The 14,305-nt window shown below is 44.4% G+C and carries 8 protein-coding genes, 17 tRNA genes and 2 rRNA genes; all 27 read right to left on the bottom strand.

What is annotated here, in order from left to right; genetic code table 11:
- Positions 1 to 2 precede the first annotated feature (2 nt).
- Positions 3 to 827, bottom strand: coding sequence for a TnsA endonuclease N-terminal domain-containing protein (locus FPZ44_RS00135; protein WP_144986268.1), 825 nt, complete (start codon positions 825 to 827; stop codon positions 3 to 5).
- A 247-nt stretch (positions 828 to 1,074) separates the two neighbouring features.
- Positions 1,075 to 2,910, bottom strand: coding sequence for a glutamine--fructose-6-phosphate transaminase (isomerizing) (glmS, locus tag FPZ44_RS00130; protein WP_144986266.1), 1,836 nt, complete (start codon positions 2,908 to 2,910; stop codon positions 1,075 to 1,077).
- Between the two features lie 913 nt (positions 2,911 to 3,823).
- Entirely contained in the window at positions 3,824 to 5,164 is a 1,341-nt protein-coding gene (glmM, locus tag FPZ44_RS00125; RefSeq protein WP_144986264.1) for a phosphoglucosamine mutase, read from the bottom strand.
- Positions 5,165 to 5,346: 182 nt separating this feature from the next.
- Positions 5,347 to 6,792, bottom strand: a complete 1,446-nt coding sequence (locus FPZ44_RS00120; RefSeq protein ID WP_144986262.1) for a CdaR family protein — start codon at positions 6,790 to 6,792, stop codon at positions 5,347 to 5,349.
- A complete protein-coding gene (gene cdaA, locus FPZ44_RS00115; RefSeq protein ID WP_144986260.1) occupies positions 6,785 to 7,609 on the bottom strand; it encodes a diadenylate cyclase CdaA in 825 nt (274 codons plus the stop codon). The genes FPZ44_RS00120 and cdaA overlap by 8 nt, the downstream gene beginning before the upstream one ends.
- Before the next feature lie 180 nt (positions 7,610 to 7,789).
- The gene (locus tag FPZ44_RS00110) at positions 7,790 to 8,407 is read right to left on the bottom strand and encodes an anti-sigma factor (RefSeq protein WP_144986258.1); all 618 of its coding nucleotides are present in this window, start codon (positions 8,405 to 8,407) and stop codon (positions 7,790 to 7,792) included.
- Positions 8,408 to 8,551: 144 nt separating this feature from the next.
- Positions 8,552 to 9,118, bottom strand: a complete 567-nt coding sequence (gene sigW, locus FPZ44_RS00105) for an RNA polymerase sigma factor SigW (RefSeq protein ID WP_144986256.1) — start codon at positions 9,116 to 9,118, stop codon at positions 8,552 to 8,554.
- Between the two features lie 219 nt (positions 9,119 to 9,337).
- On the bottom strand, positions 9,338 to 12,130 hold the full coding sequence (gene ppc, locus FPZ44_RS00100) for a phosphoenolpyruvate carboxylase (protein WP_144986254.1): 2,793 nt from the start codon (positions 12,128 to 12,130) through the stop codon (positions 9,338 to 9,340).
- A gap of 208 nt (positions 12,131 to 12,338) precedes the next feature.
- Positions 12,339 to 12,412, bottom strand: a tRNA-Gly gene (locus tag FPZ44_RS00095).
- Positions 12,413 to 12,417: 5 nt separating this feature from the next.
- A tRNA-Pro gene (locus tag FPZ44_RS00090) sits at positions 12,418 to 12,494 on the bottom strand.
- Positions 12,495 to 12,508: 14 nt separating this feature from the next.
- Positions 12,509 to 12,585: transfer RNA gene (locus FPZ44_RS00085), tRNA-Arg, on the bottom strand.
- An 8-nt stretch (positions 12,586 to 12,593) separates the two neighbouring features.
- Positions 12,594 to 12,668 (bottom strand) — tRNA-Gly (locus tag FPZ44_RS00080).
- A 28-nt stretch (positions 12,669 to 12,696) separates the two neighbouring features.
- Positions 12,697 to 12,770, bottom strand: a tRNA-Gly gene (locus tag FPZ44_RS00075).
- Between the two features lie 5 nt (positions 12,771 to 12,775).
- A tRNA-Pro gene (locus FPZ44_RS00070) sits at positions 12,776 to 12,852 on the bottom strand.
- Positions 12,853 to 12,866: 14 nt separating this feature from the next.
- A tRNA-Arg gene (locus FPZ44_RS00065) sits at positions 12,867 to 12,943 on the bottom strand.
- A gap of 6 nt (positions 12,944 to 12,949) precedes the next feature.
- Positions 12,950 to 13,024 (bottom strand) — tRNA-Gly (locus FPZ44_RS00060).
- Positions 13,025 to 13,091: 67 nt separating this feature from the next.
- A tRNA-Leu gene (locus FPZ44_RS00055) sits at positions 13,092 to 13,174 on the bottom strand.
- Between the two features lie 75 nt (positions 13,175 to 13,249).
- Positions 13,250 to 13,333 (bottom strand) — tRNA-Leu (locus FPZ44_RS00050).
- A gap of 15 nt (positions 13,334 to 13,348) precedes the next feature.
- Positions 13,349 to 13,424, bottom strand: a tRNA-Lys gene (locus FPZ44_RS00045).
- Between the two features lie 8 nt (positions 13,425 to 13,432).
- A tRNA-Gln gene (locus tag FPZ44_RS00040) sits at positions 13,433 to 13,507 on the bottom strand.
- Positions 13,508 to 13,516: 9 nt separating this feature from the next.
- A tRNA-Thr gene (locus FPZ44_RS00035) sits at positions 13,517 to 13,592 on the bottom strand.
- Positions 13,593 to 13,598: 6 nt separating this feature from the next.
- Positions 13,599 to 13,674: transfer RNA gene (locus tag FPZ44_RS00030), tRNA-Val, on the bottom strand.
- Between the two features lie 6 nt (positions 13,675 to 13,680).
- Positions 13,681 to 13,755 (bottom strand) — tRNA-Glu (locus FPZ44_RS00025).
- A gap of 33 nt (positions 13,756 to 13,788) precedes the next feature.
- Positions 13,789 to 13,864, bottom strand: a tRNA-Thr gene (locus FPZ44_RS00020).
- A 4-nt stretch (positions 13,865 to 13,868) separates the two neighbouring features.
- Positions 13,869 to 13,944, bottom strand: a tRNA-Asn gene (locus FPZ44_RS00015).
- Positions 13,945 to 14,010: 66 nt separating this feature from the next.
- Positions 14,011 to 14,127, bottom strand: a 5S ribosomal RNA gene (gene rrf / locus FPZ44_RS00010).
- Between the two features lie 63 nt (positions 14,128 to 14,190).
- Positions 14,191 to 14,305: ribosomal RNA gene (locus tag FPZ44_RS00005) — 23S ribosomal RNA — on the bottom strand; the annotation flags it as partial.

Below are 14,305 nucleotides of genomic sequence, written 5' to 3'. Positions count from 1 at the left end.
ATTCACCCACCTTTCGCCAATCTTTCTATTGTTGTATGTACTTCAAAATCAATGGCTGCTTGCGTTGGAATAATTCTTTCATACATATTAACTGACCAAATCTTACGTGCTATAAAATGGCGGAACATCGCAAGGGATGTGCCTACTTCCAATCCAAGTTGTTCATCAGCAGACAAGCAGGCTCTTGCAATCGTATCTCCTTCATATAGGCGATTTGATAGAATTCTTTGCATGTTTTGTACAACAAATATCCCTAATTCCGTTACATCCTCGTTGTAAAATTCTTTATGAATCCATTCAATATTTCGAATCAATATGTTAGGTAAATCACGCTCCGTAAAGATTCCCCAATCAATATGATGGGTCTCCCAATAAACACGCTCAATTTCAAACTTTGCAATCGTTCTATCATTTTCTAACTCAGCTGCAGGTTTAACCGTTCTTGCATATTCTTTATCCTTATAAGTAATCAAAAAGTCTGTTGTCATTACAATAGGAGTGCCCGTCTTAGGATCCTCCGGATGTTTGACGCCTAATTTCTCTGCGATCATCAATGTTTCTTCAAGTGGAAGAAGTGGAAACTGCTCTCGAATATCCGTTACCCCTTCTGAATAATCCAGAAGGTAGCAATAATCACGTTCGATGTCGGAAAAAAGCTCATGTCGTCGGCCAGTAGTCCAACCTATGCCGCGCGTCGCTCTCCCTTGTGAGGGAACATCTTGAACACTAAGCCATGGAAGATAGTCCTTTCCATTACCTTGACCTCTTCCTTCTTTAAGAAATCGTTCTATTTTAGCCTGTGTAATCTCACGTTTCCGCTTAGCCATTCATTCCACTCCCAATCTATAAAAAAATGGGGCTACCTAAAGGTAGCCCCAAAAAGAGGAGTCGTGTTGTAATTCTGGATGTCGAATCTAAGACTGTAGAAGAGCTACTAGTAGCAGTATGTCCGTATCTGTGAGTCTAATACTTTATTTTCTCAGTCTACAACTTTATTTTCCTAGTCTAATACTTTATTTTTCAGTCTAACACTTTATTTTCTTCTGACAACATCAAGTCACAGCTAAATTAATCCTACTCAACCGTTACACTTTTCGCCAAGTTACGCGGCTTATCAACATCATTGCCACGTGCAAGAGATGCATAATAAGCAATCAATTGAAGTGGAACAACCGACAATGCTGGGCTCAAATGAGGAAGTGTAGTCGGTATGACGAACACGCCATCTGTTTCTTTTCCTACAAGCTCTGCATGTGCCTCGTCCGTAATCGCGTACACGACACCGCCACGAGCTTTTACTTCCTTAATGTTGCTTACCATTTTCTCAATAAGAGCTGGTTGAGTCAACAAAGCAATAACTGGAACATCATCTTCGATCAATGCTAACGTACCATGCTTCAACTCACCCGCTGCATACGCTTCGGAGTGAATGTAGGAGATCTCCTTCAGCTTCAAGGAGCCTTCCTGTACAACCGCATGGTCAACACCGCGACCGATGAAGAACAAGTTGTCATGCTTAGCCATGTCTTCAGCAACACGCTTCATTTCTGTTGCTTGCTCAAGCAGCTTTTCTACTTGCTCAGGCAATGCTTCCATTGCCGCAAGCTCATGACGAAGCTGAGCAGTATCAGCACGACCTGTAACTTGTGCCCAGTATAGGCTGAACAGCATGAATGCAATAAGCTGAGACGTATATGCTTTTGTCGAAGCAACTGCAATCTCAGGGCCTGCCCAAGTAACAATTGTGTCGTCTGCTTCACGTGCAACCGAACTGCCGACAACGTTTGTAATTGCCAACACAGGCGCTCCACATCTCTTCGCTTCACGAAGCGCAGCCAAGGTATCTGCTGTCTCACCAGATTGGCTGACAACGATAACAAGCGTCTCTGGTGTAATGATCGGATCACGATAGCGATACTCAGACGCAACATCATTTTCAACAGGGATCTTCACTGCACGCTCAATTAACGTCCGGCCAACTAATCCTGCATGATAAGCTGTACCACAAGCGATAATATGAACGTTGCGAATTTCCTTCAAGCGCTCAGGTGTTAGAACTTTCAATTCAGGAAGTTTGACACCTTCCAACCCATCCAGCATACGACCGCGCATTGTGTCGCGATATGCCTTCGGCTGTTCATAAATTTCTTTCAGCATGAAATGGTCGAATCCGTCCTTTTCTGCAGTCAATGCATCCCAATCGACAACAATCATTTCCCGAGAAATAGTATTGCCTTCGATCGTCATCAATTCGACAGCGTCCTTTGTCAGGACTGCCATTTCATTATCATTCAAAATATATACGCGTCGCGTATATTGTAAAATAGCTGGTATATCAGAACCGATAAAATTCTCGCCTTCGCCAACACCGATAACAAGCGGGCTTGCGCAGCGTACAGCAACCAGCCGATCTGGCTCATACTCTGTCAACACACCAAGTGCAAATGCACCGCGCATATGACGAATCGCACGCTGTACAGCTTTCACAATGTCCCCGTCGTATTCACGAGCAATCAAGTGAGAGATAACTTCTGTATCCGTCTCAGACAAGAACTGGACGCCATCAGCGATCAATCCTTCTTTGAGCTCCAAATAGTTCTCGATAATACCATTATGCACGACAGAAAATTTCATCGTCGCATCTGTATGTGGATGGGAGTTCTCATCCGATGGCTTACCATGTGTCGCCCAGCGCGTATGACCAATACCAGCTTCTCCATGTAGTGGACTTTCTTCCAACTGAGAAGCTAATACTGCCAAGCGGCCTTTCGACTTACGAACTTGCAAACCTTGCTCTGTAGTTACAGCAATACCTGCAGAGTCATAACCACGGTACTCCAACTTGCTTAGTCCATCCAACAATACTTCCTGCGAATTACGAGCTCCAATATATCCAACAATACCACACATAAATAGGTAACCTCCGTTATTGGGGCTGCCTCATTCGACAACACGCCGCGCACGTAAGTTCCTTCATACTCGTTGGACTATCAGCTATATAGATATACACCTTTTTTTCCGTCCAAAGGCGTAATGTCACACATTGACTTTACCTATTCCAAGAAGCTGTGGTCTACCTATTCCGACAACTGCATCCAGAAGGTAGTTCCCTCCGCAGCATGTCGATTAGGGAGACCCTATTCTTGCACCAACGAGCAGAAGCTGAATCACTGTCCAGTCTACGGTTGTGCGATGCTGTAAGGAGGCAGACCACCTCATATATTTTATAAGATCAATAGTAATGTAAAAGTTCAAGTTCCACCTTACCGATACGCATTGTCCAACAAGTTGCCTCATTGTTTTCTGCTATACCGTGTCGATGCAGATGGTACACCGGGAGGTCCCCGCCGAACAGGTTCGAACACCTCCACCTCGTCCACTTGCTGCTGCTGCCGTCCATAGCTGCAAGTGCTGGCGCTTGTATAACCTTATTTACTTACTACCCTACCTTTCTAATTTTGAATGCGTGTTCAATCTACAGATTACATACCAAGGATAAGATAAACACGGCAATGTTTAATGTTATCCATAACCTTTGTAGATAGAACATGTTTTTAATTATATGCATTGCGGCACCCATTTGCAATATACGCCATTATATTTGTATTTAATTACTATTTTATATGATTATATGTACATATAGAAGGAACGTAGCAGCAACATCATTCAAAATAAAAATAAGACCGCCATTCCCCGCTTTTGATGTATACCGGGAACGAACGGTCTTACTTTATGCCCAACCTAAGGCTGTAAGCTTTTACAGAGCTAATACCCCTTTGCTTAGCTTATTCAGCAACAGTTACTGTACTTCAGCTCTAGCCTGCTATTGCAACTCACGCTCAACAACATCTGCAATACGCTTTACATAAGCCTCTACCAAGCCCTCTTCTGGACCCTCCGCCATAACACGGATAAGAGATTCTGTACCAGACGGACGCACCAATACACGACCATTATCGCCAAGCTCAGCTTCAACAGCTGCTACTGCTTCTAGAATAGCTGTATTGCCTTCGTACTTGCTCTTATCCTGTACGCGTACATTGACGAGCACCTGCGGATATTTGCGCATTAGAGACTTCGCTTCTGATAGTTTCTTCTCGTCACCTACAAGCGTATCCACAAGCTGAATAGCTGTCAGCATACCGTCACCTGTCGTGATGTAATCAAGGAAGATAACATGACCGGATTGCTCGCCACCAAGATTAAACGAGCCACGACGCATTTCTTCCATTACGTAGCGGTCGCCTACACCCGTCTTCGCTGTTTGCAAACCAAGCTTCTCTGCTGCCTTGTAGAAGCCGATGTTACTCATAACCGTGGATACGATCGTACCGTTGTTCAAACGACCATCACGGTTCATAGCCTCGCCGCAAATAAGCAAAATAAAGTCGCCGTCAACTTCCTCACCTGTCTCATCGACAGCAATAAGACGATCCGCATCGCCATCAAATGCCAAGCCTAGATCCGCTTTCTGACGCAATACTTCCTCACGCAGCTTCTCTGGATGCGTGGATCCACAATCGGCGTTAATGTTCAAACCATTTGGCTCACAAGCAATCGCAACTACTTCTGCACCAAGATCACGGAAAATCTTCGGTGCAAGCTCAAACGCTGCACCATTCGCGCCGTCCAATACAATGCGCTTACCAGCAAAAGAGTTCTTAACTGTCGTCTTCAAGAACTCGACATACTTCCACTTCAATTCTGTATCTACAGAAATCGTACCTAAGTCTGCACCAATCGGACGAGGAAGCTCGTCTACAGCCGCATCCATAAGCGCTTCGATCTCGTTCTCTGTCTCATCAAGCAGCTTGAAGCCGTCACGGCCAAAGAACTTAATCCCGTTATCTTCTACTGGATTGTGAGAAGCAGAGATCATAACACCTGCGTCAAATCCTAGCACCTTTGTCAAATAAGCGACTGCTGGTGTCGATACAACACCTACCTGTACAACATCTGCGCCAATTGAAAGCATACCCGCAGTTAGAGATGCTTCAAGCATACGTCCCGATACACGTGTATCCATCCCGATAAGTACACGTGGCTTCGATACTTCTTTCGTCAATACATATCCGCCGCAGCGTCCAATTTTATATGCCAATTCTGCTGTTAATTGTTGATTTGCTACTCCGCGGACACCGTCCGTACCAAAATATTTCCCCATTCGTCTCGTTCCCTTCGATTATATCCCATTGATAATTTTAGTTATTTTCTGTATACGCAAATCTGTTGTATTGTGCTATCTGCAATCTGTTCTCTCTATCTATGTTGTAAATGAATACAGGTAAGCACAAGTAGCTCCCATTGAATAACCATTAACACTATTCATAAAAAATAGGTGATTATTCAGCTTGTCCCATCGGTAGCTGGAGCCTCTGATGAATCCGTTCCCGCATTTGGATTTTCCGACGAACCATCCGTCCCCTCCTGCGGAGCTGTTGTCGAATTCTCATTTGGCGTCGGATCAGGATTTGACTGATCCACACCCGCATCCGTTTCAACTTCTGGTCCTGGGTTAGGTACAGGATTAGGTTTGGAATTCGTGCCTGTAGGCGATCCCTTTTCCTGTATCGTAACCTTAGCTGTAAACTGCTCGGATTTTGCCAGCTTAACGAACCGCGGCAAATTCACTTGAAGGGTAACGACATGATTACCCTGTGGCAGATCATTCACATTCGCTATTAATTGGATATCACTTGCTTGCATCGCATCGATAACTGCTGGCGAGCCTACAACCGTAATATCAAATGACCTTGAAGCTGGCTCTGTTATTGTCGTTACTAAACGATCATTAACACCTGTTAGCGTGATTGGGATGTTTTTCAATGTCCTAACTTTCTCTTCCGATATTACGACATTTACCTGAATCTCGCTAGGTTCCATTTTCTCAATGTTTGGTAGCGCAGTCAACTTCACACCTACGGTGTACTGCCCACTGGCCTTTATATCACCTAAATCGATGACAGCCTCATCATAAAACTCAATCTTATCTAATTCGGCTTGCGGCCCGTATAAAGTTACTTGATTCACACTAGGTGTCACTTGAGCAACGGACAAGCCTTCAGGCAATTGACCTTTAAAGTTTACTTGCAGCGGTACCGTTTTAAAAGGTTTTGTAATCGGCACTTCTACCTCTACAACAGAAGGAGTAATAACCGCATCTTTAATTTCATTTCCTGCCCCATCGTAAGCGGTCAGCTTCACTTGCTGCTGCTTGACGGACTCACTAGCTTGATTAATATTTACCATACCAATGACAGACTTCACCTCTGTCATACGTGATGTAGGAAGTGACACATGTACACGATTAGAAGGAGTTACAATTGGCGCTCCTGCTTTGTATCCTTCTTTAGGCGTTCCTTCTGTTTTGATAACGACATCAACTTGTTTCGTTTGCACTTCTTCAAGTACAACCGTAACCATCGAAGGCTGTAAGCTATCCACTCTCACTCCATCTGGAAAATCATATCGCAGCGGAATAATATGCTTGCCCGCTCCATAGCCCGTAACATCGACAACGATTTTATATTCTTCAGCAAGAGCTGCCGCTACTGCTGCTGGTTTGCCGCTTACTTTGACACTGACCGTATTTGGCGTAATTCCTTTAAGTACAAGATTGCTAGCCAAACCTTTCTCTTGCAGCTTTACCCCATCAATAACACGCGTTTCCAAAAGGGGGTGTGTAACTTCATTTGCACTATCTTCATTATGGTGTACCACAGCAAACAACAGTACGCCCAAGACGAGAGCAATAATTTTGGCTGAATTATTGTTCATTAACCATTTATCCACGCTGATCACCTCTCCGCTTCCAGAACAAACGACGTTCCTTTTTCGTTTCGGGCTTCAGCTCTTCAAATAGCTTCGAAATGAGCGATTCCTCTTTAATATCACGCACAACTTGACCGTTAATAGCCAATGATACCTGCCCTGTTTCCTCTGAAACGACGACAGATATTGCATCGCACACTTCACTAATTCCAATAGCAGCACGATGCCTTGTACCTAATTCCTTACTAATAAACGGATTTTCCGACAATGGCAAATAACATGCCGCAGCCGCGATATTACTGTTCTGAATAATAACAGCTCCATCATGAAGCGGCGTATTCGGACTAAAAATATTGATAAGCAGTTCAGAGCTAATCCGCGAATCCATCGGAATACCTGACTCTACATACTCATTCAGTCCTGTGCTCCGCTCAAACACAATTAATGCCCCTATTTTTCGACGAGACATATAGTTAATGGCTTTAATCAGTTCTCCAATGACACGACCCGTCTCATCTTCTTCCGAATTCGAGCGCCCACCAAAAATCTTTCCTCGACCGAGCTGCTCCAATGCACGACGCAGTTCAGGCTGAAAAATGATCACCAGTGCCAGTACCCCGAATGTGAACATCTGATTCATCAACCATTTTAATGTGTACAAATTGAGCCATGTACTAGCGGCCCATGTAACAACCAGCACAAAAATCCCTTTAAGCAGTTGTACTGCTCGTGTGCCCCGAATGAGCACCAGTAACTTATATATGATGTAACTCACGATTAAAATATCGAGTACATTTTTAATCGTATTCGTCCATTCAAATTCAGCGAAAAAATCCATGAAGGTACCCCCGAGACCCTAATAAGATAATCCTTCTCTATTTAGCTTAACTATATCCTTTTCGGCAACAGATTACAAAGTTCCTTCAAGAATATGTACATTTTTACTTCAAAATATAAAAAAACTCCCCCGTAGACATATGCACGGGAGAGCTAGTTTATCGATCGAGATGTCGTCCGACTACGGCGATATGGCCGAACTGCCGAACAGGCTATTTATCTGGTACCAAATCCAATCAAATGCCTCATCAATCTTTTTAACCGATCCTGAGATATGCGCCGTTGACGCTTGATATACCTGTCCGTCAACAACCGTTAGGTTACCTTTAACTTCGCCATGAACTTCCGCCTTGCCATTATGAATCGTCAAATCTCCATGAACAACTTGACCACTAGGCACAATGACTTTGTCATCTTGAATAATAATATTCATTTGATCGCCTTTGACTACTAACTGCTTGTCGGCATTCCACATGCTCAACCAGCTCGTCGTCATAACGAGGAAGAAAACAGCTGCTACTGTGATGGCAGGATGACGTTTCACCCAAGCAATCATTGGACTCTGCTTACGCTGCGGCCGTGGAATGACACCCATAATTCGCTCAGTCAAATCTTCCGACGGCGGCTGCAAACGATGATTGAAGCCGTAAAGCAGCCTTTCCGCTTCTTCTAACTGACGGAAACGCTCACGGCAAGCCGGACATGCAAGCATATGCGCTTTTAGGTCCAAGGCACACTGTCGCTCCAGGTCTTCATCCAGTAAATCATGCATCAATGAGACGGCTTGTTTGCAATCCATCTGAGCCAATCCTTTCTTAGGGTTCTTGAGAGAGTAAGCAGCTCTTGTCCGATAAAACGGATTAAACCCATTATTTAATGTTTTCGTAACAATATACGATACGTTACGTTCCGAGAATCGTTTCAAACTTTCTTACGCTTGCTATTAAATCTTCTTCTCCAATTTCTTCCGCAAAAATTCACGTCCACGATGCACACGGGTTTTGATCGTTGTAACCGGCATATCCATTACATCGCTAATCTCTTGCAGAGACATGTCCTGCAAGTACCGTAGAATCATAACTGACTTGTATTTGGCCGGAAGCGTCTCTATCGCTTCATGTATCATTCTCTGTGTCTCACTGACAAGCAAATACGTCTCTGGTGTACGATCATCACTTGGGATCATAGCATAGCCATCTACACCGTCTTGATCCGTCATTTCCGCATCAAGCGAATAACTCGGCTTACGTTTACGCAGGCGGTCAATGCAAAGATTCGTCCCTATACGGTATATCCAAGTCGAGAATTTCTGATTCTCGTCATATCGTTCTAAGTTACGGTATACGCGCAGGAAAGTATCCTGCACAATATCCTCTGCTTCGTGTCGGTTACTCAACATACGGTATGCGAGGTGAAAGATTTTGTCTTTATACAGTTCGACAATTTCGGCAAACGCTCGTGTGTCTCCCGCCCGGGCTAACTTCGCGAGTCGTCTTTCTAACGTATCCAACAGTGTCCCTCCGTCCTCACTACTCGTGTTGCTATATCGGTTAAAATCCTTACTAGGAATAAGACGGAGCTTAAGGCATAAATCCCTGCAAAGTAACACAGGAAAGGCCGAGCCTCGCTGTAACAAGACTCGACCACCGTACCATTCCTTATCCATGGCTACATTTTTTCCTGCATGCATGCTTTCATGGAAAGGCGAACCGAATTAGCTAATTATATATTAACCTGTATTGCGAAGACCTGATGCGATTCCGTTAATCGTGAGCAATACTTCGCGCAGCAATAGCGGATCATCCTCACCAGATTCACGCAATTCGCGTAATTCCTTTAATAATTCAACTTGCATATAGCTGAGAGGATCAACATAAGGGTTACGTAAGCGAATGGACTCCTGAATGACAGGCACATTGTCCAATATTTCGCGTTGCCCTGTAATCTCTAGCAGCATTTTCGATGTTAACTTATATTCCTCTTCCACCAATGTAAAAATACGCTCGCGAATACTATTATCTTGAATCATGCTCGCATATCCCTTCGCGATAAGCAAATCAGCTTTAGCTAATGCCATCTGAAGGTTGTCGATCATTGATGCAAAGAATGGATAGTTCTCGTACATATTACGCATTGTAGCCATATTTTCAGGATTATTGTTGTAGAACTTATCCAATGCCGTGCCAGCTGCATACCATGCAGGCAGCAAATAACGACTTTGTGTCCAAGCAAATACCCAAGGTATTGCACGCAAATCCTCAAAACGATCGCTATTTTTACGCTTCGATGGTCGTGAACCGATATTCAGCTCACCGATCTCAGGAAGCGGAGTAGACTCTTTGAAATAGGTTAAAAATCCTGGATCACGGAAAATCAGATCCTGATACTTCTTCTGCGCCGTTTCTGAAATGCTCGGCATAAGCAGTTCCCATTTCTCTTCCTCAACATTAACTTGCGGATAACGAGCCAACATAGCCCCTTGCAGCAAAGCAGACGTTGCCTGCTCTAATGATCGGTAGGCAATTCCCTGCATAGAATAACGTGAGGATAGTACCTCACCTTGTTCTGTTATTTTAATACCGCCGCCAATCGTATGAGGCGGTTGGTTCAATATGCTACGGTTTAGCGGCATACCACCGCGTCCAAGTGCACCTCCACGTCCATGGAAGAACTTCAGTTTCACTTGGTGTTCTTTCGCAGTTTCCGTAAGCTTATTCAACGCAACACGAAGCTCCCAGTTTGCAGTCAACATACCGCCATCCTTATTACTGTCGGAGTAGCCAAGCATAATTTCCTGCAAATCGTTCATAGCGCTTACTGCTTTGCGGTAAATAGGAAGCTCAAACAACTGGCTCATAATTTGAGGAGCCGCATGTAAATCATCGATCGTTTCGAAAAGAGGTACCGCTTGCAATGTACAGCGTACATCGCCATTTGCCTCTTCACGGAACAATCCAACTTCCTTCGCAAGTAACATAACTTCAAGTACATCACTAGCGCCCTGCGCCATACTAATCAGGTAACTTGTTATACAGGAATGACCGAACTCAAGCTGAGCTTCATAGACAATCCGGTAAACATCCAAGCATTCCTTAGTCGACTCACTGTAGCTAATATATGGAGATGTTAACGGCCTAGGATCATTCAGCAAACGATTCAGCAATTCAATTTTGTCTTGCTCAGATAAAGCGCTGTAATCCTCAACAATGTTCATGTTCGCCAATATCTCTGTCATAGCATTTTCATGCTCTTTACTATGCTGACGAATATCAAGGGTAGCCATATGGAAACCAAATAGCTCAACTTGACGAATAAGCTTCTTAATATGTGTATCTGCAGCGTAATCAGCAAAGTGATGACGAAGACTGTTATCAATCAGCTTCAAATCCTGAATAAACTCTGATGCCATCTGATAACGCTCACTGGTACCCTTTGTTGTTTCCTCCATAACGTTATGGAGCTTCTGAAGCATGTAGATGATCTTAACCCGATAAGGTTCTTTCGGATTGTTCCATTCAGGCACGTTCTTCAGGACAACATTAGCGCGGTCCCATTCGATAGAATCGAGCAACTCTTTACTAACTTCTACGATACTCGTACTGAAGCTCATCGTGCGCATTAAGTCACGCAGGCGCTGATCATATTGGCGTATTGCCAACCCACGATGCATTTTCATCGTTTCCCATGTGACAGTAGACGTTACGGAAGGGTTTCCATCTCTGTCGCCGCCGATCCATGAGCCAAAGCGTAAATAAGTAGGTACATGCCAAGACTGCGTAGGATAGTATTTATCTAGGCAACGTTCTAATTCCGCGTATACTTCAGGTAGAACATCAAAGAGTGTTTCATTGAAGTAATACATACCGTTACGTACTTCATCAATTACAGTAGGTTTGCGATCGCGCAATTCGTCTGTTTGCCACAGTGTAATAATCTCATTCAATAATTTCTCTCTAAGTTGTTCACGCTCACGATGTGTTAATGTCGGATTATCTAGCTGCATGACATCTTTCGCAATTCGCTTATGAATATCAAGGATGGCACGACGCATTGCTTCTGTTGGGTGTGCCGTCATAACCAACTCCAACGACATGCCTGACAGCATTGTTTGCAGCTCATCTTCTGATATTTGATTTTCCTTCATTTCTAAAATAACGCTCTCAATCGAGCCAGGCTGTACAGTTTCACCTGCTGAACGTTCGTAATCACGCTTGCGACGAATGCGGTGATTCTGCTCAGCGATGTTCACCAATTGGAAGTATATCGCGAAAGCTCTAATAACCTGATGACGATTATCCGGGTTTAACGTGTTGATTAACTGTTTGAATTCATCGTATAATTCTGGCAAGTATACAGCACGAAGAGATTTACTTAGTTCTCGAATCTTCTCAACTACATCAAGAAGTTCTTGTCCACCTTGGTGAACGAGTACTTCTCCAAGAATATTCCCCAAAAAACGTACGTCCCGCCGCAAGAGATTGTTTGAATTTGTTTTATTTGCGGTCAACGTTAAATCAGTCATCCGTCTCCCCCTATCCACTCCAACCATTTTCTAACTTTCTAAATGTTCTTACCATCATACTACAAGTTGTGCGTAAAATCTTTATCTAAATTCTGCTTTACCACATTACTAGCCTAAAATTTTTTCTTAATATCTATTTGCAAAATGGTATATATACAAAAAAAGACCTCATCTGAAGGTCTGCGGTCTCTGTGTCTTATAATATTAATGGAGCGGGTGATGGGAATCGAACCCACGCTATTAGCTTGGAAGGCTAAAGTTCTACCATTGAACTACACCCGCATAACTGGTCGGGATGACACGATTTGAACATGCGACCCCTTGGTCCCAAACCAAGTGCTCTACCAAGCTGAGCTACATCCCGTTATAATATGAAAATGGCGCGCCCTAAGAGATTCGAACTCCTGACCTTTTGATTCGTAGTCAAACGCTCTATCCAGCTGAGCTAAGGGCGCAAATATTCTGGAGCGGACAACGGGATTCGAACCCGCGACCCTCGCCTTGGCAAGGCGATACTCTACCACTGAGCTATGTCCGCAAATTATACTTTTTAAAATGAAGATGAATGGAGCGGGTGATGGGAATCGAACCCACGCTATTAGCTTGGAAGGCTAAAGTTCTACCATTGAACTACACCCGCATAACTGGTCGGGATGACACGATTTGAACATGCGACCCCTTGGTCCCAAACCAAGTGCTCTACCAAGCTGAGCTACATCCCGTTATAATATGAAAATGGCGCGCCCTAAGAGATTCGAACTCCTGACCTTTTGATTCGTAGTCAAACGCTCTATCCAGCTGAGCTAAGGGCGCAAATTCTGGAGCGGACAACGGGATTCGAACCCGCGACCCTCGCCTTGGCAAGGCGATACTCTACCACTGAGCTATGTCCGCCCATTATTTTCAATAATCTACTTATATCAATTCGAGCTGTGTAAATAATCACAATCGAAAAAATAGATGGTGCGCGTAGAGGGACTTGAACCCCCACGGTTGCCCGCCAGATCCTAAGTCTGGTGCGTCTGCCAATTCCGCCATACGCGCATGAGATAAGTTATTCAGATACTCAGTATACATGATATTCAATCATTTGTGAAGCTGTATACTGTATTTAATAAATGGTGCGCGTGGAGGGACTTGAACCCCCACGCCAAAGGCGCCAGATCCTAAGTCTGGTGCGTCTGCCAATTCCGCCACACGCGCACATCATTATAATACTGGTGAGCCATGTAGGACTCGAACCTACGACACCCTGATTAAAAGTCAGGTGCTCTACCAACTGAGCTAATGGCTCTTACAAAATGGCTGGGGATATAGGATTTGAACCTATGCATGACGGAGTCAAAGTCCGTTGCCTTACCGCTTGGCTAATCCCCAATGGTTAAATGGTGCCGGCGATAGGAGTCGAACCCACGACCTACTGATTACAAGTCAGCCGCTCTACCAACTGAGCTACACCGGCATATTATGGTGGACGCTGACGGGATCGAACCGCCGACCCTCTGCTTGTAAGGCAGATGCTCTCCCAGCTGAGCTAAGCGTCCATAAGTTGGTGACCCGTAGGGGATTCGAACCCCTGTTACCTCCGTGAAAGGGAGGTGTCTTAACCCCTTGACCAACGGGCCTTATTCATGATGTTACAATGTGAAATGCTTCTTTGGAGCTCTCAACCGGGATCGAACCGGTGACCTCATCCTTACCATGGATGCACTCTACCTACTGAGCTATGAGAGCAAGATGGCTCCCCGAACAGGACTCGAACCTGTGACAACTCGATTAACAGTCGAGTGCTCTACCAACTGAGCTATCAGGGAATATTAATCACTACTCATAGGACCCATATCGAGAGTCCGATTTCACCTGAATCTGAGATTCAGAGAGCTTGGCAACGTCCTACTCTTCCGGGACCCTGCGGTCCAAGTACCATCGGCGCTGGAGGACTTAACGTTCGTGTTCGGGATGGGTACGCGTGGAACCCCTCCGCCATCGTTACCAAACTCATTCAAGGTTATACCTTGAAAACTGATCGCAAAGTGATTAAAACGCTTCTTCATATTCATTAGGATAAGCCCTCGACCTATTAGTATTCGTCAGCTCCACACATTACTGTGCTTCCACCCCGAACCTATCAACCTCGTCGTCTTCAAGGGGTCTTACTAATTGGGAAATCTCATC

The organism is Paenibacillus agilis (assembly GCF_007786455.1).
In the GTDB taxonomy this organism is placed as follows: Bacteria; Bacillota; Bacilli; order Paenibacillales; family Paenibacillaceae; genus Paenibacillus_B; species Paenibacillus_B agilis.
This window is presented reverse-complemented; position numbering and strand designations above follow the sequence as displayed.